The organism is Paracoccus methylovorus (assembly GCF_016919705.1).
In the GTDB taxonomy this organism is placed as follows: domain Bacteria; phylum Pseudomonadota; class Alphaproteobacteria; order Rhodobacterales; family Rhodobacteraceae; genus Paracoccus; species Paracoccus methylovorus.
Genome location: NZ_CP070368.1, coordinates 1,680,041 through 1,700,309, shown reverse-complemented (window position 1 = coordinate 1,700,309; position 20,269 = coordinate 1,680,041). Strand labels below are relative to the sequence as shown.

The 20,269-nt window shown below is 62.3% G+C and carries 21 protein-coding genes and 1 pseudogene; all 22 read left to right on the top strand.

Translation table 11 applies throughout. From position 1 onward, the window contains the following. Positions 1 to 43: 43 nt before the first annotated feature. Positions 44 to 1,282 carry an NADH-quinone oxidoreductase subunit D gene (locus JWJ88_RS08445; protein ID WP_205293671.1) on the top strand — a complete coding sequence of 413 codons (1,239 nt, stop codon included), beginning with the start codon at positions 44 to 46 and terminating at the stop codon, positions 1,280 to 1,282. After that, positions 1,282 to 1,980, top strand: a pseudogene (gene nuoE / locus JWJ88_RS08440) (NADH-quinone oxidoreductase subunit NuoE); the annotation flags it as partial. The gene JWJ88_RS08445 and the pseudogene nuoE, both read left to right, overlap by 1 nt. 47 nt (positions 1,981 to 2,027) lie before the next feature. Continuing rightward, positions 2,028 to 2,675 (top strand): hypothetical protein, encoded by a 648-nt coding sequence (locus JWJ88_RS08435; protein WP_205293669.1) that lies wholly within the window; start codon positions 2,028 to 2,030, stop codon positions 2,673 to 2,675. Continuing rightward, complete coding sequence (locus JWJ88_RS08430; protein WP_205293668.1) at positions 2,675 to 2,938, top strand: DUF5337 domain-containing protein; 264 nt, start codon at positions 2,675 to 2,677, stop codon at positions 2,936 to 2,938. The genes JWJ88_RS08435 and JWJ88_RS08430 overlap by 1 nt, the downstream gene beginning before the upstream one ends. A gap of 4 nt (positions 2,939 to 2,942) precedes the next feature. Then, positions 2,943 to 4,238, top strand: coding sequence for an NADH-quinone oxidoreductase subunit NuoF (gene nuoF / locus JWJ88_RS08425; protein WP_205293667.1), 1,296 nt, complete (start codon positions 2,943 to 2,945; stop codon positions 4,236 to 4,238). Positions 4,239 to 4,412: 174 nt separating this feature from the next. After that, the gene (locus JWJ88_RS08420) at positions 4,413 to 4,814 is read left to right on the top strand and encodes a DUF5333 domain-containing protein (RefSeq protein ID WP_205293666.1); all 402 of its coding nucleotides are present in this window, start codon (positions 4,413 to 4,415) and stop codon (positions 4,812 to 4,814) included. Positions 4,815 to 4,822: 8 nt separating this feature from the next. Beyond that, positions 4,823 to 5,011: a hypothetical protein gene (locus tag JWJ88_RS08415; RefSeq protein WP_205293665.1), complete on the top strand. Its 189-nt coding sequence runs from the start codon at positions 4,823 to 4,825 to the stop codon at positions 5,009 to 5,011. A 133-nt stretch (positions 5,012 to 5,144) separates the two neighbouring features. Further along, complete coding sequence (nuoG, locus tag JWJ88_RS08410) at positions 5,145 to 7,166, top strand: NADH-quinone oxidoreductase subunit NuoG (protein WP_205293664.1); 2,022 nt, start codon at positions 5,145 to 5,147, stop codon at positions 7,164 to 7,166. A 5-nt stretch (positions 7,167 to 7,171) separates the two neighbouring features. Continuing rightward, a complete protein-coding gene (locus tag JWJ88_RS08405) occupies positions 7,172 to 7,939 on the top strand; it encodes a hypothetical protein (protein ID WP_205293663.1) in 768 nt (255 codons plus the stop codon). An 18-nt stretch (positions 7,940 to 7,957) separates the two neighbouring features. Beyond that, the gene (nuoH, locus tag JWJ88_RS08400) at positions 7,958 to 8,995 is read left to right on the top strand and encodes an NADH-quinone oxidoreductase subunit NuoH (protein WP_205293662.1); all 1,038 of its coding nucleotides are present in this window, start codon (positions 7,958 to 7,960) and stop codon (positions 8,993 to 8,995) included. A 5-nt stretch (positions 8,996 to 9,000) separates the two neighbouring features. Further along, positions 9,001 to 9,183, top strand: coding sequence for a hypothetical protein (locus JWJ88_RS08395; protein WP_205293661.1), 183 nt, complete (start codon positions 9,001 to 9,003; stop codon positions 9,181 to 9,183). Beyond that, positions 9,183 to 9,674: an NADH-quinone oxidoreductase subunit NuoI gene (nuoI, locus tag JWJ88_RS08390; RefSeq protein ID WP_018000820.1), complete on the top strand. Its 492-nt coding sequence runs from the start codon at positions 9,183 to 9,185 to the stop codon at positions 9,672 to 9,674. Before JWJ88_RS08395 ends, nuoI begins: the two co-directional genes overlap by 1 nt. Continuing rightward, positions 9,671 to 10,075, top strand: a complete 405-nt coding sequence (locus JWJ88_RS08385) for a carboxymuconolactone decarboxylase family protein (protein WP_205293660.1) — start codon at positions 9,671 to 9,673, stop codon at positions 10,073 to 10,075. The genes nuoI and JWJ88_RS08385 overlap by 4 nt, the downstream gene beginning before the upstream one ends. Then, on the top strand, positions 10,072 to 10,674 hold the full coding sequence (locus JWJ88_RS08380; RefSeq protein WP_205293659.1) for an NADH-quinone oxidoreductase subunit J: 603 nt from the start codon (positions 10,072 to 10,074) through the stop codon (positions 10,672 to 10,674). Before JWJ88_RS08385 ends, JWJ88_RS08380 begins: the two co-directional genes overlap by 4 nt. Before the next feature lie 98 nt (positions 10,675 to 10,772). Beyond that, complete coding sequence (nuoK, locus tag JWJ88_RS08375) at positions 10,773 to 11,078, top strand: NADH-quinone oxidoreductase subunit NuoK (RefSeq protein WP_205293658.1); 306 nt, start codon at positions 10,773 to 10,775, stop codon at positions 11,076 to 11,078. 6 nt (positions 11,079 to 11,084) lie between these two features. Then, complete coding sequence (nuoL, locus tag JWJ88_RS08370; protein WP_205293657.1) at positions 11,085 to 13,202, top strand: NADH-quinone oxidoreductase subunit L; 2,118 nt, start codon at positions 11,085 to 11,087, stop codon at positions 13,200 to 13,202. A 1-nt stretch (position 13,203) separates the two neighbouring features. Continuing rightward, complete coding sequence (locus tag JWJ88_RS08365; RefSeq protein WP_205293656.1) at positions 13,204 to 14,745, top strand: NADH-quinone oxidoreductase subunit M; 1,542 nt, start codon at positions 13,204 to 13,206, stop codon at positions 14,743 to 14,745. 9 nt (positions 14,746 to 14,754) lie between these two features. Then, entirely contained in the window at positions 14,755 to 16,239 is a 1,485-nt protein-coding gene (gene nuoN / locus JWJ88_RS08360) for an NADH-quinone oxidoreductase subunit NuoN (protein WP_205293655.1), read from the top strand. Further along, positions 16,232 to 16,990: a biotin--[acetyl-CoA-carboxylase] ligase gene (locus JWJ88_RS08355; RefSeq protein ID WP_205293654.1), complete on the top strand. Its 759-nt coding sequence runs from the start codon at positions 16,232 to 16,234 to the stop codon at positions 16,988 to 16,990. The genes nuoN and JWJ88_RS08355 overlap by 8 nt, the downstream gene beginning before the upstream one ends. 4 nt (positions 16,991 to 16,994) lie before the next feature. Next, entirely contained in the window at positions 16,995 to 17,774 is a 780-nt protein-coding gene (locus JWJ88_RS08350) for a type III pantothenate kinase (protein ID WP_205293653.1), read from the top strand. Beyond that, positions 17,767 to 19,443, top strand: coding sequence for a ribonuclease J (locus JWJ88_RS08345; protein ID WP_205293652.1), 1,677 nt, complete (start codon positions 17,767 to 17,769; stop codon positions 19,441 to 19,443). The genes JWJ88_RS08350 and JWJ88_RS08345 overlap by 8 nt, the downstream gene beginning before the upstream one ends. A 46-nt stretch (positions 19,444 to 19,489) precedes the next feature. Further along, the gene (gene trmB / locus JWJ88_RS08340; RefSeq protein WP_205293651.1) at positions 19,490 to 20,191 is read left to right on the top strand and encodes a tRNA (guanine(46)-N(7))-methyltransferase TrmB; all 702 of its coding nucleotides are present in this window, start codon (positions 19,490 to 19,492) and stop codon (positions 20,189 to 20,191) included. Positions 20,192 to 20,269 lie beyond the last annotated feature (78 nt).

The following is a 20,269-nucleotide window of genomic DNA, read 5'->3' as shown; positions in this document are numbered from 1 at the left end:
CGCAGCCAATCTGCGCGCCACGCATCGGATTTGAGGGCTGACCATGGACGGCGACATCCACAAGAACAGCTACGACGACGGCTCGATGGACGCCCTGACCGGCGAGCAGAGCATCCGTAACTTCAACATCAACTTCGGCCCGCAGCACCCTGCCGCGCACGGCGTGCTGCGCATGGTGCTGGAGCTGGACGGTGAGATCGTCGAGCGTGCCGACCCGCATATCGGCCTGCTGCATCGCGGCACCGAAAAGCTGATGGAAAGCCGCACCTACCTGCAAAACCTGCCCTACCTGGACCGGCTGGATTATGTTGCGCCGATGAACCAGGAGCATGCTTGGTGCATGGCCATCGAGCGGCTGACCGGCACGGAGATTCCGCGCCGCGCCAGCCTGATCCGGGTGCTTTATTCCGAAATCGGCCGCATCCTGAACCACCTGATGGGCGTCACAACCGGCGCCATGGACGTCGGCGCGCTGACTCCACCGCTTTGGGGGTTCGAGGCACGCGAAGAGCTGATGATCTTTTATGAACGCGCCTGCGGTGCGCGGCTGCATGCCGCCTATTTCCGCCCGGGCGGGGTGCATCAGGATCTGCCGCCCGATCTGTTGGACGATATCGAGGAGTGGTGCGAGCGTTTCCCGCGTCTGGTCGACGATCTCGACACGCTGCTGACCGAAAACCGTATCTTCAAGCAGCGGCTGGTCGATATCGGCATCGTCACCGAAGAGGATGCGCTGGATTGGGGCTATACCGGCGTCATGGTGCGCGGCTCGGGCTTGGCTTGGGATCTGCGGCGGGCGCAACCCTATGAATGTTATGACGAATTCGATTTCCAGATTCCGATCGGCAAGAACGGCGACTGCTATGATCGCTATCTGTGCCGCATGGCCGAGATGCGCGAATCCTGCAAGATCATGCAGCAGGCCGTGAAAAAACTGCGTGCCGAGCCTGCGGGCGACGTTCTGGCCCGTGGCAAGCTGACGCCCCCCAAGCGCGCCGAAATGAAGCGCGACATGGAAAGCCTGATCCATCACTTCAAGCTTTATACCGAAGGTTTCCGGGTTCCGGCGGGCGAGGTCTATGCCGCCGTCGAGGCGCCCAAGGGCGAATTCGGCGTCTATCTGGTGGCCGATGGCACCAACAAGCCTTGGCGTGCCAAGCTGCGCGCGCCCGGTTTCGCGCATCTTCAGTCGATCGACTGGATGTCGCATGGCCATATGCTGGCTGACGTCCCGGCGATCATCGCCACGCTCGACATCGTTTTCGGAGAGGTTGACCGCTGATGCTGCGCCGTCTGTCCCCCATCCAGCCGGACTCGTTCGAGTTCACGCCCGCCAATCTGGAATGGGCCCGCGCCCAGATGACCAAATACCCGGAAGGCCGCCAGCAATCGGCGATCATCCCGGTGTTGTGGCGCGCACAAGAGCAGGAGGGCTGGCTAAGCCGGCCCGCCATCGAATATTGCGCCACCCTTCTGGGCATGCCCTATATCCGGGTGCTGGAGGTCGCGACCTTCTACTTCATGTTCCAGCTTTATCCGGTTGGCTCGGTCGCCCATATCCAGATCTGCGGTACCACCACCTGCATGATCTGCGGCGCAGAGGATTTGATCCGGGTTTGCAAGGAAAAGATCGCACCTGATGCGCATACGCTTTCCGCCGATGGTCGTTTCAGCTGGGAAGAGGTCGAATGCCTCGGCGCCTGCACCAACGCGCCCATGGCCCAGATCGGCAAGGATTTCTACGAAGATCTCACGGCCGAGAAACTTTCCGCGCTGATCGACAGCTTTGTCGCTGGTGAAGTGCCCGTGCCGGGTCCGCAGAACGGTCGCTTCTCGTCCGAGCCGCTGGGCGGTCCGGTTGCGCTGGCCGATCTGAAGGGTGGCGAGGCGCATAATGCCAGCGTCGCGCGCGCGTTGCGGCTGGAAGACACGATCAAGCGCATCGACGGCACCGAGTTGCCGATCGCAACGCCTTGGCTTGCCGCGCATAACGGCGCCTAATTTCGCACAGGAGCGGTCGGGTTACGATGGAACGGGCAGAGTGCAACAGAAACTGCTGGATCTCGGCGGCAATCGCCGGGGTGGTAGTGCTGTTGTTCACAGCCGGCCTCGGCGATTTGCACTGGTTGGCTGGCGTATTTCTGGGCATCGTGACTTTTGTGCTGTTGGGCGCGCTGCTGGTCTGGCTGCTCTGCCATGACCGGCCCGAGCTTTTCCAAGAGAGTAAGGGCCTGACCGGCACCGACTGGCAACGTGCCGCCATGGAAAGTCAGCCCGAGGCGCTTCTGGTCAGCGGCTCGCTGGGACCAGAGGTTCCGCCCCCGGGCGCGCAGATGCCCATTGTCGCTGGGGCGCTGCCCGCGCAATCCCCTGCGCCAAAGCCTGCGTCTGTGCCCGAAGCAGAGGTAATCCCTGATTTGCCGCTGCCGGCTGACGATCTGAAGCGGATCAAAGGCATCGGTCCCAAGCTTTCGGACCGACTGAAGGAACACGGCGTCACCCGCTATGAACAGATAGCTGCCTGGGATGCGGCTATGGTCGCCGATTTCGCGCAACGGTTGGGACGACTGGGCGGGCGTATCGAGGCCGATGATTGGGTTGGTCAGGCGAGGCTTCTGGCGACGGGGGGCGAGACCGCCCATTCCCGGAGCGTGGACAAGGGCGAGGTCGGCTGATGGCCCGCCAGGCAGGACATGATGCGCCGCATGGGGGTAGGGCCGCTGCGGCGGATGCCCGGCAGATGCGGCTGGTGGCGTCGGTGATCGCCGCGACCGTGGCATTGTGGCTTGGGGTGCAATGGCTGGGGGGTCAGCAGGACTGGCCCGCGAAATACGCCTTTCTCGCCGATCTGATGGCGATTGGGGCCTTGATCTGGTCACTCGCGGTGACCTGGCGGATCTGGCGGCGGCGCAATGCGTCCTCGCAGGGACAAGGATAAGACGATGCTGAACGATCAGGACCGGATCTTTAGGAACCTTTACGGCATGGGCGACCGCAGCCTGTCCGGCGCGAAAATGCGCGGCTGCTGGGACGGCACCGCCGGGATCATCCAGCGCGGGCGGGACAAGATCATCGACGAGATGAAGGCCTCGGGCCTGCGCGGCCGTGGCGGCGCGGGTTTCCCCACCGGCATGAAATGGTCTTTCATGCCCAAGGAATCGGATGGCCGCCCCTCGTATCTGGTCATCAACGCCGACGAATCCGAGCCTGCGACCTGCAAGGACCGCGAGATCATGCGTCACGATCCGCACACGCTGATCGAGGGCGCGCTGATCGCCAGCTTCGCCATGGGCGCACATGCGGCCTATATCTATATCCGGGGCGAATTCATCCGTGAACGCGAGGCGCTGCAAGCCGCCATCGACGAATGTTATGACGCCGGTCTTTTGGGCCGCGATGCCGCCGGTTCGGGCTGGGATTTCGACCTTTACCTGCATCATGGCGCGGGCGCCTATATCTGCGGTGAGGAAACGGCGCTGCTGGAATCGCTGGAAGGCAAGAAAGGCATGCCGCGCATGAAGCCGCCGTTCCCGGCGGGCGCGGGGCTTTACGGTTGCCCGACCACGGTGAACAACGTCGAGTCGATCGCGGTGGTGCCGACCATCCTGCGCCGCGGTGCAGAATGGTTCGCCGGTTTTGGTCGCCCCAACAACGCGGGCGTGAAATTGTTCGGCCTGACTGGCCATGTGAATGCCCCTTGTGTGGTCGAAGAGACCATGTCCATTCCCATGCGCGAGTTGATCGAAAAGCATGGCGGTGGCATTCGCGGCGGCTGGAAGAACCTCAAGGCGGTGATCCCCGGCGGCGCCTCTTGTCCCGTGCTGACGGCGGAACAGTGTGAAAATGCCATCATGGATTACGACGGCATGCGCGAGCTGCGCTCCTCCTTTGGCACCGCCTGCATGATCGTCATGGACCAGTCCACCGATGTGGTGAAGGCGATCTGGCGGCTGTCGAAATTCTTCAAGCATGAAAGCTGCGGCCAGTGCACCCCGTGCCGCGAGGGCACCGGCTGGATGATGCGGGTGATGGAGCGTCTGGTGCGCGGCGAAGCCGAGATCGAGGAAATCGATATGCTCTTCGACGTAAGCAAGCAGGTTGAAGGCCATACCATCTGCGCGCTTGGCGATGCAGCAGCCTGGCCGATCCAGGGCCTGATCCGCAATTTCCGTGAAGAGATCGAGGATCGCATCAAGGCGCGCCGCACCGGCCGCATGGGCGCGATGGCGGCGGAGTAAGCGATAATGGCGACCGGTTTTTCCATTTCGGCATGGTTGACCCCCAAGGGGGACAGCCCGCGCCTGTGCGCGTGCCGGAAAGGCCGGATAACATCGCCTTCACCCCTTGGTGTCGAACCCGGGCGACGCCTGCGTGTTATGGACAAGTTCCATTTCACTCGGGAGACATCCGTCATGAAGCTCATTCCCGCCGCGCTGATCGCTGCTATGCTGGCGACGCCTGCCGTTGCGCTTGAACCGCTCAGCAAGGAAAAATACATCAACGACCGGCTGATCGCCGCTCGCATTGCCGACCGGATCCGCCGCACCTGTCCCAGCATCGATGGCAGGATCCTTTACGCCTATGGCGAGGCACGCAAGCTCAAGCGTTATGCCGAAAAGCAGGGCTATTCCCGGACCGAGATCGACACTTTTCTGGATAACAAGGCGGAAAAGCAGCGCATTTATGCCGTGGCCGAGGATTACCTGACCCGCCAAGGCGCCAAGGAAAGTGACCCCGAGAGCTTTTGCCGCATTGGCCGGCAGGAAATTGCACGAAACACAGTCATCGGCAGCTTGTTGGTAGCGAAGAAATGAAGACGTGGATGAACCGGATCGGCATTGCCCTGGTGGCGGCGGCAGCGGCGGCGATGATCGCCGCTGACGGCTTTGCCGGGGAAATCCCGCAGCGGTTGATGCAGGACACCGCCTGCGCGGCCGATGCGAATCGTGATGCCGGCTTGCTGCCTTGCGCCGCCATTGGGACAGCCTCTTTCGACGGGGCGATGTCATGAGGACGGGGCGGATGGGACCGACGACAGCCGCACAGAAAACCGGGCCAGCCTTCGGCCAGCATTTACATCGCGCGAAACCTGCCGGGGGTCATTCCGGCACGGCTTTCCGGTGCGAGCGATAAGGGAAGACAAGATGGCAGATCTTCGCAAGATCAAGATCGACGACAGGATTATCGAGGTCGATCCCAACATGACCCTGATCCAGGCCTGCGAGTTGGCCGGGGTCGAGGTGCCGCGTTTCTGCTATCATGAGCGGCTGTCGATCGCCGGCAACTGCCGCATGTGTCTGGTCGAGGTCGTGGGCGGTCCGCCCAAGCCCGCAGCCTCTTGCGCCATGCAGGTCAAGGATCTGCGCCCCGGCCCGGATGGTGCGCCTTCCGAAGTCCGCACCAACTCGCCCATGGTCAAGAAAGCCCGGGAAGGGGTGATGGAGTTCCTGCTCATCAACCATCCGTTGGATTGCCCGATCTGCGATCAGGGCGGCGAATGCGACCTTCAGGACCAGGCCATGGCCTATGGCGTGGATTTCAGCCGCTATCGCGAGCCGAAGCGCGCATCCGAGGACCTGAATCTGGGTCCGCTGGTCGAGACGCATATGACCCGCTGCATCTCTTGCACCCGCTGCGTGCGCTTTACCACCGAAGTGGCGGGCATCACCCAGATGGGCCAGACCGGTCGGGGCGAGGACAGCGAGATCACCAGCTATCTGAACCAGACGCTGGAATCGAACATGCAGGGCAATATCATCGACCTTTGCCCGGTGGGGGCGCTGGTCTCGAAGCCCTATGCCTTTACCGCGCGTCCGTGGGAGCTGACCAAGACCGAATCCATCGACGTGATGGATGCGCTTGGGTCCAGCATCCGCGTCGATACCAAGGGCCGCGAGGTCATGCGTATCATGCCGCGCAACCATGACGGCGTGAACGAGGAATGGATCAGCGACAAGACCCGTTTCGTCTGGGACGGGTTGCGCCGCCAGCGCCTCGACCGGCCCTATATCCGCGAAAACGGTCGTCTGCGCCCCGCCGACTGGCCCGAGGCGCTTGAGGCAGCCGCCCGCGCGATGAAGGGCAAAAAGCTTGCCGGCCTTATCGGGGATCTGGTCCCGGCCGAGGCTGCTTTCAGTCTGAAACAACTGATCGAGGGGCTGCGCGGCAAGGTCGAATGCCGCACCGATGGTGCGCGACTGCCTATCGGCAATCGTTCGGCCTATGTCGGGACGGCGCGTATCGAGGATATCGACAATGCGGCGATGATCCAATTGATCGGCACCAACCCTCGCGACGAAGCGCCGGTGCTGAACGCCCGTATTCGCAAGGCGTGGACGCATGGCGCACGGATTGGGCTGGTCGGTGAGGCGGTCGATCTGACCTATGATTACGCCCATCTGGGCGACGACCGCGCGGCGCTGGAAAAGCTGTCTGCGATGGAGATCACCGACGAAACCCGCGGCAAGCCGACGCTTGTCATCGTCGGGCAGGGCGCGATTCGCGAGGCCGATGGCGAGGCGGTTCTGGCCCATGCGATGAGGCTGTGCGAGAACAGCAACTCGAAGCTGCTGATCCTGCATACGGCCGCCGGGCGTGTCGGAGCCATGGATGTCAGCGCGGTGACCGAGGGTGGGCTGGATGCCGCCATCGACGGTGCCGAGGTGATCTATAACCTTGGCGCCGATGAGGTTGATATCGCAGCAGGTCCCTTCGTGATCTACCAGGGCAGCCATGGCGACCGCGGTGCGCATCGCGCCGACCTTATCCTGCCCGGTGCCTGCTATACCGAGGAAAGCGGCCTGTTCGTGAATACCGAGGGCCGGCCGCAACTTGCCATGCGCGCCAATTTCGCTCCGGGCCAAGGGAAAGAGAACTGGGCGATCCTGCGGGCGCTTTCGGCCGAGTTGGGGATGACCCAGCCCTGGGACAGCCTCGCCGGGCTGCGGCGCAAGCTGATCGAGGCTGTGCCGCATCTGGCGCAGGTCGATCAGGTGCCGCAGAACGCGTGGCAGCCGCTAGATCGGTTCGATCTGGGGCAGGCCAGCTTCCGCAATGTCATCAAGGATTTCTATCTGACCAACCCGATCGCACGGTCTTCGCCCCTGATGGGAGAGCTTTCTGCAATGGCGGCGGCCCGCAAGGCCCCGGCAATGGCGGCGGAGTGACAAGCATGCGGTCCGGCCCTGCCTTGCTGACCGGAATAGGCGCCTTGGCCCTGCTGGTGGGTTGCGGCGCGATCAAGGATGCACGCCCGCAACCCAAGCCGGCCGAGCTTGGTATTGCGGTTTTGCAAAGCGATGCCGGGTCGCCGAACAAGAAGGTGCTGACCCGCGGTCGGATTTCGACCAAATCGGGCGAGATCCTGATTCTGGAACCGGATGGCGCCGTAACGCAGATGGCGCTGGACAGCCCCGAGGGCCGCGACGCTTTCGCCGTGACCGAGGCCGATCTTATGGCGCTGAACGCGAATCTGGAACTGGATCTGTCCGGTCTGCCGGACATGGCCCCGGTTCGGGCGCGCGAGCTTACGTCGCAGGAAAAGGCGCTGGCCGAATTCGCGGCCCGCACCCGCCCGCTGCGGCTGAATCTGCCCGCTGCTTTCGAAGCCGATCCCAAGGATTTTCAGGGCGCGCAGGTCACCGATCTGGCCAGCTCGCGCAAAGGCTCGGACAGCTTGGTGGAAGTGACGGCAAACCTTCGGCGCGGGGTGGACGCCGACACTGCCTTCGCCTATGCCACATGCGCGCTGGCCAACTGGGCCGATGCGAAAGGGGCATCTTATGCCCGGCACATCCGCACGCTTCAGGACAAGCGCAACGGCAAGGTGGTCGTCGGCTCGGTCTTCACCCTGTCCGAGAAAAAACCGATGGGCCTGACCGTGATGACAACGAAACAGACCTTGCAGGAATGCAAGGCACGCGGCATTCCCGCGGCGTGATGAGAGGGACGAAAGATCATGGCTGAATTCTGGGCCTCGCCCTACGGTTTCGCACTCAGCATGCTCTTGCAGGGTTTGGCGGTCATCGCCTTTGTCATGGGGTCGCTGATCTTCATGGTCTATGGCGACCGCAAGATCTGGGCGGCAGTGCAGATGCGCCGCGGCCCGAACGTGGTCGGCCCGTGGGGCCTGTTGCAAACCTTTGCCGACGCACTGAAATATGTCGTCAAGGAAATCGTCATCCCGGCCGGCGCGGATAAGTTCGTCTATTTCCTGGCCCCCTTCCTGTCGATGATGCTGGCGCTGTTTTCGTTTGTCGTGATCCCCTTCGATGAAGGTTGGGTGATGGCGAACATCAACGTCGGCATCCTGTTCATCTTTGCCGCCTCCTCGCTTGAGGTTTACGGCGTCATCATGGGCGGCTGGGCCTCGAACTCGAAATACCCGTTCCTGGCGTCGTTGCGGTCGGCGGCGCAGATGATCTCTTACGAAGTGTCGCTGGGCCTGATCATCATCGGTGTCATCATCTCGACCGGCTCGATGAACCTGACGGCCATCGTAGATGCGCAACGTGGCGATTACGGCCTGCTGAACTGGTATTGGCTGCCGCACCTGCCGATGGTGGTGCTGTTCTTTGTCAGCGCCTTGGCCGAGTGCAACCGCCCGCCCTTTGATCTGGTCGAAGCCGAGTCCGAACTGGTCGCCGGTTTCATGACCGAATATTCGTCCACGCCCTATCTGCTGTTCATGGCGGGCGAATATATCGCCATGTATCTGATGTGCGCGCTGCTGTCGCTTTTGTTCTTTGGCGGCTGGCTGTCGCCGGTGCCTTTCATCGCCGATGGCTGGTGGTGGATGGTTATCAAGATGTGGTTCTGGTTCTACATGTTCGCAATGGTCAAGGCGATCGTGCCCCGCTACCGCTATGACCAGCTGATGCGGATCGGTTGGAAAGTGTTCCTGCCCCTGTCGCTGGGCTGGGTGGTGCTGGTGGCGATCCTGGCCCGTTACGAAGTACTGGGCAGCTTCTGGGCCCGCTTCGCGGTCGGAGGATAAGACGCATGTATTCCAATAAGCTAGCCGAGGCATTTGCCAAAGCCAGTGAGACCGACAAGGTGGAACTGGCGCATTTCCTCGCCAATCATCTGGACAGTGCGGACCAAGCGCAAAGCAGCGCCCGCATCCGCGACTATGTTGCCGCGTTCGACCGTTTCGCGGCCCCCAGGGAAGGGGAGCATTTCTGATGGCCTTCGATTTCGCCCGTGCCACCAAGTATTTCCTGATGTGGGATTTCATAAAGGGCTTCGGTCTGGGGATGCGCTATTTCGTGTCGCCCAAACCGACGCTGAACTACCCGCATGAAAAGGGCCCGCTGTCGCCGCGTTTCCGCGGAGAGCATGCGCTGCGCCGTTATCCCAACGGCGAGGAACGCTGCATCGCCTGCAAGCTGTGCGAGGCAATCTGCCCGGCCCAGGCCATCACCATCGACGCCGAACCGCGCGAGGACGGCAGCCGCCGCACTACGCGCTACGACATCGACATGACGAAATGCATCTATTGCGGCTTCTGCCAAGAGGCGTGCCCGGTCGATGCCATCGTCGAGGGGCCGAATTTCGAATATGCCACCGAGACCCGCGAAGAGCTGTTCTATGACAAGCAGAAACTGCTTGCGAACGGCGAACGCTGGGAGGCCGAGATTGCCCGCAACCTGCAAATGGATGCGCCCTACAGATGACCGACGCGTTCACCAAGCTTTTCGCACAGATGATGGCCTCGGGCCAGGAAATGGCGCGCGCCTTCAACCCGGGGCTCGAACATTTCGACATGCGCGCCATGGAAAAGCTGGTGCCGACGATTCCTGCCGACATGCTGGAAATGTGGTTCGGCAAGACTTTCAACCGCGAGGGGCTGGACGCCAAGACACGTCTGCTTCTTACCATTGGCGCGATCACCGTTCAGGGCGCGCTGGCCGAACCGCAGTTGCGACTGACCATTCGTCAGGCGCTGGCGGCCGGCGCCACCAAACGCGAGATCGCCGAGACGATCTTTCAGATGAGCATGTTCGGCGGGCTGCCCGCGATGCAGAAGGCGCTGGAAATCGCCCAAAGCGTCTATGCCGAGGAGGACGAGGAATGATGACCTTCGCTTTCTACCTGTTCGCGATCAGCGCCTGCGTCGCGGGCTTCATGGTCGTGATCGGCCGCAACCCGGTGCATTCGGTGCTGTGGCTTATCCTCGCCTTCTTCTCGGCGGCCGGGCTTTTCGTGCTTCAGGGCGCGGAATTCGTCGCCATGCTGCTGGTCGTGGTCTACGTCGGCGCCGTGGCGGTGCTGTTCCTGTTCGTGGTCATGATGCTCGACGTTGACTTCGCCGAGTTGAAGGGCGAGTTGGCGCGCTCTCTGCCCTTGGCATTGCTGATCGGCATCGTGCTGCTGGCGCAGTTGGGCATCGTCTTCTCGGGTTGGGCGCCTTCGGAAATTGCCGAGAGCCTGCGGGCCGTGCCGGTGGATCCGGCGGTTGAGAACACGGTCGCATTGGGCATGGTGCTTTATGATCGCTATCTGCTGATGTTCCAGCTTGCCGGTCTGGTGCTGCTGGTGGCGATGATCGGGGCGATCGTGCTGACCATGCGCCACCGCAGGGACATCAAGCGCCAAAATGTGCTGGAGCAGATGTGGCGCGACCCGGCCAAGACGATGGAAATGAAAGACGTGAAGCCGGGACAGGGCCTTTAGGGCCCGCCCTTAGGCGGCCTAGCCAATGCGGACCGCGCGGCGCGGTCCATACAGCGAACGGATATTCAACGGGTGAACGACCCGGAGGGACCAGGACGATGATCGGATTGACTCATTATCTTGTTGTGGGGGCGATACTTTTCGTCACCGGCATTTTCGGGATCTTCGTGAACCGAAAGAACGTCATCGTCATTCTGATGTCGATCGAACTGATGCTCTTGGCGGTGAACATCAACTTTGTCGCTTTCTCGACCCATCTGGGCGATCTGACGGGGCAGGTCTTCACCATGTTCGTGCTGACCGTCGCTGCGGCCGAGGCCGCCATCGGCCTGGCGATCCTGGTGGTCTTCTTCCGCAACCGCGGCACCATCGCGGTGGAAGACGTCAACGTGATGAAGGGATAAGCGGTCATGGAAAAATTCGTCCTATTCGCGCCGCTCATCGCGTCGCTGATCGCCGGCCTTGGCTGGCGCGCGATCGGCGAGAAAGCCGCGCAATACCTGACTACAGGCGTTCTGTTCCTGTGCTGTCTGGTCAGTTGGTATCTGCTGCTGTCCTTTGACGGCGTGCCGCGGCATATTCCGGTCGTGGACTGGATCGTCACTGGCGATTTCCACGCTGAATGGGCCATTCGACTGGACCGGCTGACGGCGATCATGCTGATCGTGGTGACTACCGTGTCGGCGCTCGTGCATATGTATTCACTGGGCTACATGGCCCATGACGACAACTGGACGCATGACGAGCATTACAAGGCACGGTTCTTTGCCTATCTGTCGTTCTTCACCTTCGCCATGTTGATGCTGGTGACGGCGGACAACCTGCTGCAGATGTTCTTCGGCTGGGAAGGCGTGGGCGTCGCCTCTTATCTGCTGATCGGTTTTTACTACAAGAAAGCCAGCGCCAACGCCGCAGCGATGAAGGCTTTCATCGTCAACCGCGTTGGAGATTTCGGCTTCCTTCTGGGTATTTTCGGTCTCTATTGGATGACCGGCTCGGTCCAGTTCGACGAGATTTTCCGTCAGGTGCCGGAACTGGCGCAGACCAACATGCACTTCCTGTGGCGCGAGTGGAACGCGGCAAACCTGCTGGGCTTCTTGCTGTTCATCGGAGCCATGGGCAAATCGGCGCAGCTTCTGCTGCACACCTGGTTGCCGGACGCGATGGAGGGTCCGACCCCGGTGTCGGCGCTGATCCATGCCGCAACCATGGTGACGGCAGGGGTGTTTCTGGTCTGCCGCATGTCGCCGCTTTACGAATTTGCGCCGGATGCGAAGAACTTCATCGTCATTATCGGTGCGACCACCGCCTTCTTCGCCGCGACCGTGGGTCTGGTGCAGAACGATATCAAGCGGGTCATCGCCTATTCGACCTGTTCGCAGCTTGGCTATATGTTCGTGGCAGCGGGCGTCGGCGTCTATTCGGTGGCCATGTTCCACCTGCTGACCCACGCTTTTTTCAAAGCCATGCTCTTCCTGGGCGCCGGTTCGGTAATCCATGCCATGCACCATGAGCAGGACATGCGGAACTATGGCGGGCTGCGCAAGAAAATCCCCCTGACCTTCTGGGCGATGATGATCGGCACCTTTGCCATCACCGGCGTCGGCATTCCGCTGACCCATATCGGCTTCGCGGGCTTCCTGTCCAAGGACGCGATCATCGAAAGCGCATGGGCCGGCAGCAACTATGCCTTCTGGATGCTGGTCATCGCGGCCTGCTTCACCAGCTTCTATTCCTGGCGGTTGATCTTCCTGACATTCTACGGCAAGCCGCGCGGCGATCATCATGCCCATGACCATGCGCATGAAAGCCCGCCGGTCATGACCATCCCGCTGGGCATTCTGGCCATCGGCGCGATCTTTGCGGGTATGGTGTGGTACGGCCCCTTCTTCGGCGACCACAATAAGTTCACCAGCTATTTCCACATCGCTGGGGCGCATGAGGTGGTCGAGGGCGAGGCTGCGGTGGAACACGCCACGGCCGAGGCCCCGGTAGCCACGACCGATCAGGTCGCAGCGGATGCCGCGGACGGGGGCGAAGCGGCGGCCGAGGCCGAGCACGCAGCAGTTGCCGCGCCGGTCGGTGGTGCGATCTATATCCATCCCGACAACCACATCATGGACGAAGCGCACCACGCACCGGCTTGGGTCAAAGTGTCGCCCTTCGTCGCCATGTTGCTGGGGTTGATCACCGCGTGGATCTTTTATATCGCCAACCCCTCTCTGCCGGGGCGGCTGGCTGCGGTGCAACCGGCGCTCTATCGGTTCCTGCTGAACAAATGGTACTTCGACGAGCTTTACGACTTCATTTTTGTCCGGCCCGCGAAATGGCTTGGCTGTGTCCTGTGGAAGGGCGGCGACGGAGCCATCATCGACGGCACCATCAACGGGGTGGCTCTGGGATTGATCCCGCGGCTGACCCGCGCGGCGGGCCGGGTGCAAACGGGCTATCTGTTCCACTACGCCTTCGCGATGGTTCTGGGCATCGTGGGCTTGCTGATCTGGGTGATGATGCGAGGCGCGCACTGACATGACGAACCTTCTTTCCATCATCACCTTCCTGCCGATCGTCGCCGCAATCATCATGGCGCTGTTTCTGCGCGGCCAGGACGAGGCTGCGACGCGCAATGCCAAATGGCTGGCGCTGCTGACCACCACCGCGACCTTCGTGATCTCGCTTTTTGTGCTGTTCCGCTTCGACCCGGCCAACACCGGCTTCCAATTCGTCGAGGATCACGCCTGGATCATGGGGCTGCGCTACAAGATGGGCGTGGACGGCATCTCGGTGCTGTTCGTGCTGCTGACCACCTTCATGATGCCGCTGACCATTCTCTCGACCTGGAATGTCGAGGTGAAAGTCAAGGAATACATGATCGCCTTTCTGGTGCTGGAAGGGCTGATGATCGGCGTGTTCACTGCGCTGGATCTGGTGCTGTTCTATTTGTTCTTCGAGGCGGGGCTGATCCCGATGTTCCTGATTATCGGGATCTGGGGCGGCAAGGACCGCATCTATGCCAGCTTCAAGTTCTTCCTCTACACCTTCCTCGGCTCGGTGCTGATGCTGGTGGCGATGATCGCCATGTACAGCATGGCGGGCACCACCGATATCCCGACGCTGTTGCAGTTCGAATTCCCCTCGGAAAGCTTCCGGCTGCTGGGCATGACGGTCATGGGTGGCATGCAGATGCTGCTGTTCCTGGCCTTCTTTGCCAGTTTCGCGGTCAAGATGCCGATGTGGCCGGTCCATACCTGGTTGCCTGACGCGCACGTGCAGGCGCCGACCGCCGGTTCGGTCCTGCTGGCGGCCGTGTTGCTGAAGATGGGCGGCTACGGCTTCCTGCGCTTTTCGCTGCCGATGTTCCCGGTCGCATCGGGCATTATGCAGCCGGTGGTGTTCTGGCTGTCGGCCATCGCCGTCGTCTATACATCGCTGGTGGCGCTGGCGCAGTCGGATATGAAAAAGGTCATCGCCTATTCGTCGGTGGCTCACATGGGCTACGTCACCATGGGGATCTTCGCCGCGAACCAGATCGGCGTCGACGGCGCGATCTTCCAGATGCTGTCGCATGGCTTTATCTCGGGCGCGCTGTTCCTTTGCGTCGGCGTGATCTACGACCGTATGCACACGCGCGAGATCGACGCCTATGGCGGGTTGGTGAACCGGATGCCGGCTTATGCGGCGGTGTTCATGTTCTTTACCATGGCGAACGTGGGCCTTCCCGGCACCTCGGGCTTCGTGGGCGAGTTCCTTACGCTGATGGGCGTTTTCCGGGTCAATACCTGGGTGGCGCTGGTCGCGACCTCGGGCGTGATCCTGTCGGCGGCCTATGCGCTCTGGCTCTATCGTCGGGTGACGCTGGGCCAGCTCATCAAGGAAAGCCTGAAGTCGATCACCGACATGACACCGCGTGAGCGTTGGGTGTTCATCCCACTGATCGCCATGACGCTGATCCTTGGCGTCTATCCGCGACTAGTCACCGATGTGACCGGTCCGGCGGTCTCCGCGCTTATCCAAGACTACAACCAGAGCCAGCCGGCGGCACCCGTCGCCACGGCCCAAGCCAGCCACTAGGGGGCAGACATGACCTCGCTCGATTTCTCGACCATTCTGCCCGAGGTGGTGCTGGCGGGCTACGCCCTGGCCGCCCTGATGGCGGGGGCCTATCTCGGCAAGGACAAGCTGGCCCGGACGCTGCTCTGGGCCACGGTGGCGGCCTTCCTGATCGTCGCGGCCATGGTGGGCCTTGGCAATCATACCGATGGGACCGCCTTCTACGGCATGTTCGTCGACGACAGCTTTTCGCGTTTCGCCAAGGTTGTGACTCTGGTCGCCGCCGCCGGCGTGCTGGCGATGAGTGCCGATTACATGCAGCGCCTCAACATGCTGCGCTTTGAATTCCCGATCATCGTCGCGCTGTCAGTGCTGGGCATGATGTTCATGGTCTCGGCAGGCGACCTGCTGACGCTTTACATGGGGTTGGAGCTGCAATCGCTGGCGCTTTACGTCATCGCCGCCATGCGTCGCGACTCGGGGCGCTCGGCCGAGGCCGGCTTGAAGTATTTCGTGCTCGGCTCGCTTTCGTCGGGCCTGCTGCTCTATGGCGCCTCGTTGGTCTATGGCTTTGCCGGCACCACCGGATTTGCGGGGATCATCCAAGCCATCGAAGGAGGGCACTTGTCGCTGGGCGTGCTGTTCGGGCTGGTGTTCCTGCTGGTCGGTCTCAGCTTCAAAGTCTCGGCCGTGCCCTTCCACATGTGGACGCCCGACGTCTACGAAGGTTCGCCGACGCCGGTCACCGCTTTCTTTGCCACCGCACCCAAGGTCGCGGCCATGGCGCTGATTGCCCGGCTGGTCTTTGACGCCTTCGGCCATGTGATCGGCGACTGGAGCCAGATCATTGCCGCGCTGGCGGTCATGTCCATGTTCCTTGGCTCGATCGCCGGGATCGGCCAGACCAACATCAAGCGGCTGATGGCCTATTCCTCGATTGCGCATATGGGCTTTGCGCTGGTCGGTCTTGCCGCGGGCACTGCTATCGGCGTGCAGAACATGCTGCTTTACATGACCATCTATACGGTGATGAACATCGGCACCTTCGCCTTCATCCTGTCGATGGAGCGTGACGGCACGCCGGTGACCGACCTGACCTCGCTAAATCGTTTCGCTTGGACCGATCCGGTCAAGGGGCTGGCGATGCTGGTGCTGATGTTCAGCCTTGCGGGTGTGCCGCCGACACTGGGTTTCTTTGCGAAGTTCGGCGTCCTGACCGCGGCGGTTGATGCCGGCATGGGTTGGTTGGCGCTGCTGGGCGTCGTCGCCTCGGTCATCGGTGCCTTCTACTATCTGCGTATCGTCTATTACATGTATTTCGGCGCCGAGGCCGACGGCATGACCAGCCGGATGAGCGCGGTGCAATATCTGGCACTGATGGTGCCGGCACTGGTCATGGTGGTGGGTGCGATCAGCATGTTCGGCGTGGATGCGGCTGCTGGCCGCGCGGCAGAAACCCTGGTCGGGCCGGTCGCCGTTGCGGAGCAACCCGCCGAGCCCGTGCAAGGTGAGTGATACCTGGCCCGAAGGTGTGGCCCGTCATATCCTGGCCCGCACCGACAGTACCAATGCCGAGGCGCTGAGGCTGGCGCCCGGTCTTTCTGGTCCAGCCTGGATCCTGGCCCGCGAGCAATTCGCGGGCCGTGGTCGTCGCGGGCGCGAATGGGTCATGCCGGCCGGCAACTTTGCCGCCACGCTGATTACCCGACCGCAGGGCGGCGCATTGGCGGCCGCGCAACTATCCTTTGTCGCAGCGCTGGCGCTTTACGACGCGCTTGGCCTTGCCTGCGGACCCTCAGCCCGGCTTGCGATCAAATGGCCAAATGACGTGCTGCTGAACGGCGGCAAGGTGGCGGGGATTTTGCTGGAAAGCTCGGGTTCGGGTCCGGGGGTACAGGCTGTCGCGATCGGCATCGGGGTGAACCTGGCCGCTGCGCCCGATGCGGGCGCGCTGGCGGCGGGGGCGGTTCCGCCGGTATCGGTCCGGGGTGAATGCGGCCATGTCATCGCTCCCGAGGAGTTTCTGGACCTGTTGGCGCCCGCCTTTGCCCGCTGGCAGGCGCAACTGGATACCTATGGCTTCGCGCCGATCCGCAACGCGTGGCTGGCCCGCGCCGCCCGGCTGGGCGAGCCTATCGTCGCCCGCACGGGCACGACCGAAAGTCACGGCATATTCGAGGGTATAGACGATTCCGGCGCACTGATCCTGCGCGGCCCGGCGGGGCGCCAGATCATTCCCGCCGCCGAAGTCTATTTCGGAGGCTAGCCCTATGCTGCTTTGCATCGACACCGGCAATACCAACACGGTCTTTTCGGTCTGGGATGGCGAGAAATTCGTCGGGTTATGGCGCATCTCGACCGATCATCGGCGCACGGCGGATGAATATTTCGTCTGGCTGTCCACGCTGATCACCTTGCAGAAGCTGGAGCTGAATATCGATGCCTGCATCATCAGCTCGACCGCGCCGCGGGTGGTGTTCAATCTGCGGGTGCTCTGCAACCGTTATTTCGATACCCGCCCACTGGTGGTGGGCAAGCCTGACTGCCTGCTGCCTGTGGCGCCACGCGTCGATTTCGGCACTGTGGTCGGTCCCGACAGGTTGGTGAACACGCTGGGCGCCTTTGACCGGCACGGGTCGGACCTGATCGTGGTGGATTTCGGCACGGCAACGACCTTCGATGTGGTGGACACCGACGGCGCCTATGTCGGCGGCGTCATCGCGCCGGGGGTGAACCTGTCGCTTGAGGCGCTGCACATGGGTGCCGCCAGCCTGCCGCATGTCGATGTGACGATGCCGGCCAAGGTGATTGGCACGAATACGGTTGCTTGTATCCAATCTGGCATCTTCTGGGGTTATATCGGTTTGGTGCAAGGCGTAGTGGATAAAATCCGCGAGGAACGCGAACGACCGATGAAGGTTATAGCTACGGGCGGGCTGGCACCGCTTTTCGACCAGGGATTTGATCTTTTCGATGCGATCGAGGACGATTTGACCATGCATGGCCTGCGCCTGATCCATGATTACAATAAGGAGATGGGCAATGGCTGAGCGCCTGATATATTTGCCGTTGGGCGGCGCGGGCGAAATCGGCATGAACGCCTATGTCTATGGCTATGGTGAGCCGGGACGAGAACGGCTGATCGTCGTTGATCTTGGCGTCACCTTCGGCGACATGGATTCCTCGCCGGGTATCGACCTGATCATGGCGGATGTCGCCTGGCTGGAACAGAACCGCGACCGCATCGACGCCATCTTCATCACCCACGGGCATGAAGATCATGTCGGTGCCCTAGGCCTGCTTTGGCCCAAGCTGCAAAAACCGGTGCATTGCCGCCGCTTTACCGCCGCGCTGGCGCGGTTGAAGCTGGAAGAGGCCGGACAGCCCGTCGACCAGATCCATGTCCACGCACCGCGCCCCGATGTGGTGACGGTGGGCGCCTTTCAGGTGCAGTTCGTCCCGGTCAGCCACTCGATCCCCGAAAGCTCGGCGCTGATCATCGACACTCCGGCCGGGCGGATCGTGCATACCGGCGATTTCAAGCTGGATGGAACCCCGGTGGTGGGCGAACCCTTCGACCCGATCCTGTGGCACGAGATCGCCAATGAAGGGCAGGGGGTCAAGGTGCTGACCTGCGATTCCACCAATGTGTTTTCGCCCCATCCCGGCCGGTCCGAGGCGGTGTTGGCCAATCCGATTCTGGATTTCGTCATGGCGCAAAAGCAGATGGTGGTGGCGACGACCTTCGCCAGCAACATTGCCCGGCTGCGCACGCTGGCCGAGGCGGGTATCGCGGCGGGTCGCAAGGTCTGCCTGCTGGGCCGCGCCATGCGCCGCATGGTGACGGTGGCGACCGAGGCGGGCATTCTGGATCGTTTTCCCGCAGTGATCGGCCCTGAAGAGGCTTCGGAACTGCCGCGGGACAAGGTGATGCTGCTCGTCACCGGTAGCCAGGGCGAGCGTCGGGCCGCCAGTGCCCAACTGTCGCGCGGCCGCTATCTGGGTCTGCAGTTGAAAGAGGGCGACAGCTTTCTGTTCAGCTCGCGCACCATTCCGGGCAATGAGCGTGGCGTGATCCGCATCATGAACGCGCTGTCGGAAATGGGCGTCGACCTTTATGATGCCGACGACGGGGTCTATCACGTCTCGGGCCATGCGAACCGCCCGGACATCGAGGCGGTGCACGACCTGCTGAAGCCCCAGATCGTCATCCCGATGCATGGCGAACATATGCACCTGCGCGCACATGCCAAACTGGCTGAGGCGCGCGGTATCTCCTCGGTGGTGGCGACTAATGGCACCATGCTGGACCTGTCGGGCCCGGTGCCGCGGGTGGTTGATCAGATCGATACGGGACGGCTTTATCTGGACGGCAACGTGCTGATCGGCGCCATGGACGGTGTGGTGCGCGACCGCATTCGCATGTCGCTGAACGGTCAGGCCATGGTTTCGGTGATCATAGACGAGGAGGACACCCCCTTGCCCGATGCCTGGGTCGAGTTGTCCGGTCTGCCCGAACTGGGCCGCGCCGGCGTGCCCTTGGCCACCAATATCGAGTCGGCACTGGCCGAATTCCTGGAACGCGCCGATGATCGAACGGTCATGAACGACGACCGGCTGGAAGAGGCGATCCGCAAGATCACCCGTCAGGTCTCAATGGAGGAAATCGGCAAGAAGCCCGAAGTGACGGTGGTGATTTCGCGCCTTGCCGCCGAGTGACGGAATGGCTTGACCTTGCGCCCGGGGCCGGGCAAAGCCCCGGCTCATGAGCGAATTCGACCCCACACCTCCGCGCCGCAATTTCTACGGCCGCCGCCACGGCAAGACCCTGCGCCACAGCCAAAAGGGCTATCTGTCCGAGGATCTGGGCAGCCTGCGCCCATGCGGCATCACGGTTCAAGAGAACCCCGACAGAACGCCCGTCGATCCCGCGACGATCTTTGGCGACGGCCGTCCGGTCTGGCTTGAGATCGGCTTTGGCGGGGGCGAGCACATGGTGCATATGGCCGCGCGCTGTCCCGGCGTGGGCATCATCGGTTGCGAACCCTTTATCAACGGCGTCGCCATGCTCTTGGGCAAGATACGCGCGGCGGGTGTCGAAAACGTCAGCGTGCACCCCGGAGACGCGCGCGACCTGATGGACGTGCTGCCGGATGCCTCGATCAGCAAGGCTTTTCTGAACTATCCCGACCCATGGCCCAAGGCGCGGCATCACCGCCGCCGCTTCGTCACGCCCGAGCACCTGATCCCGCTTGCCCGCGTGATGAAGCCGGGTGCCGAATTCCGCGTGGCCACCGACATTCCTGACTATGTCCGCCAGACGCTGGAAGAAGTGCCCCCGGCCGGGTTCGATCTGATCGGCGAAAGCCCCGAGCCGTGGGACGACTGGCTGTCCACCCGCTATGAGCAAAAGGCCCTGCGCGAAGGCCGGCCGCCGCATTACCTCACCTTCCGCCGTCGGCCCTGAATGCGCGGGGGTGATCGCCCCCGATTGCAACCCCCGCCCGTGACCGCTATCACCTTGCGCGACAAGCACGAGGGGGCC

Excerpts from the sequence above, each read along its gene's own strand:
- nuoH (WP_205293662.1), top strand. The coding sequence starts at position 7,958 with ATGGCTGAATTCTGGGCCTCGCCCTACGGTTTCGCACTCAGCATGCTC.
- JWJ88_RS08435 (WP_205293669.1), top strand. The coding sequence starts at position 2,028 with ATGGAACGGGCAGAGTGCAACAGAAACTGCTGGATCTCGGCGGCAATC.
- JWJ88_RS08430 (WP_205293668.1), top strand. The coding sequence starts at position 2,675 with ATGGCCCGCCAGGCAGGACATGATGCGCCGCATGGGGGTAGGGCCGCT.
- nuoI (WP_018000820.1), top strand. The coding sequence starts at position 9,183 with ATGGCCTTCGATTTCGCCCGTGCCACCAAGTATTTCCTGATGTGGGAT.
- JWJ88_RS08405 (WP_205293663.1), top strand. The coding sequence starts at position 7,172 with ATGCGGTCCGGCCCTGCCTTGCTGACCGGAATAGGCGCCTTGGCCCTG.
- trmB (WP_205293651.1), top strand. The coding sequence starts at position 19,490 with ATGAGCGAATTCGACCCCACACCTCCGCGCCGCAATTTCTACGGCCGC.
- JWJ88_RS08385 (WP_205293660.1), top strand. The coding sequence starts at position 9,671 with ATGACCGACGCGTTCACCAAGCTTTTCGCACAGATGATGGCCTCGGGC.
- nuoG (WP_205293664.1), top strand. The coding sequence starts at position 5,145 with ATGGCAGATCTTCGCAAGATCAAGATCGACGACAGGATTATCGAGGTC.
- JWJ88_RS08350 (WP_205293653.1), top strand. The coding sequence starts at position 16,995 with ATGCTGCTTTGCATCGACACCGGCAATACCAACACGGTCTTTTCGGTC.
- JWJ88_RS08365 (WP_205293656.1), top strand. The coding sequence starts at position 13,204 with ATGACGAACCTTCTTTCCATCATCACCTTCCTGCCGATCGTCGCCGCA.
- nuoF (WP_205293667.1), top strand. The coding sequence starts at position 2,943 with ATGCTGAACGATCAGGACCGGATCTTTAGGAACCTTTACGGCATGGGC.
- nuoL (WP_205293657.1), top strand. The coding sequence starts at position 11,085 with ATGGAAAAATTCGTCCTATTCGCGCCGCTCATCGCGTCGCTGATCGCC.
- JWJ88_RS08380 (WP_205293659.1), top strand. The coding sequence starts at position 10,072 with ATGATGACCTTCGCTTTCTACCTGTTCGCGATCAGCGCCTGCGTCGCG.
- JWJ88_RS08395 (WP_205293661.1), top strand. The coding sequence starts at position 9,001 with ATGTATTCCAATAAGCTAGCCGAGGCATTTGCCAAAGCCAGTGAGACC.
- nuoN (WP_205293655.1), top strand. The coding sequence starts at position 14,755 with ATGACCTCGCTCGATTTCTCGACCATTCTGCCCGAGGTGGTGCTGGCG.
- JWJ88_RS08345 (WP_205293652.1), top strand. The coding sequence starts at position 17,767 with ATGGCTGAGCGCCTGATATATTTGCCGTTGGGCGGCGCGGGCGAAATC.
- JWJ88_RS08415 (WP_205293665.1), top strand. The coding sequence starts at position 4,823 with ATGAACCGGATCGGCATTGCCCTGGTGGCGGCGGCAGCGGCGGCGATG.
- JWJ88_RS08445 (WP_205293671.1), top strand. The coding sequence starts at position 44 with ATGGACGGCGACATCCACAAGAACAGCTACGACGACGGCTCGATGGAC.
- nuoK (WP_205293658.1), top strand. The coding sequence starts at position 10,773 with ATGATCGGATTGACTCATTATCTTGTTGTGGGGGCGATACTTTTCGTC.
- JWJ88_RS08420 (WP_205293666.1), top strand. The coding sequence starts at position 4,413 with ATGAAGCTCATTCCCGCCGCGCTGATCGCTGCTATGCTGGCGACGCCT.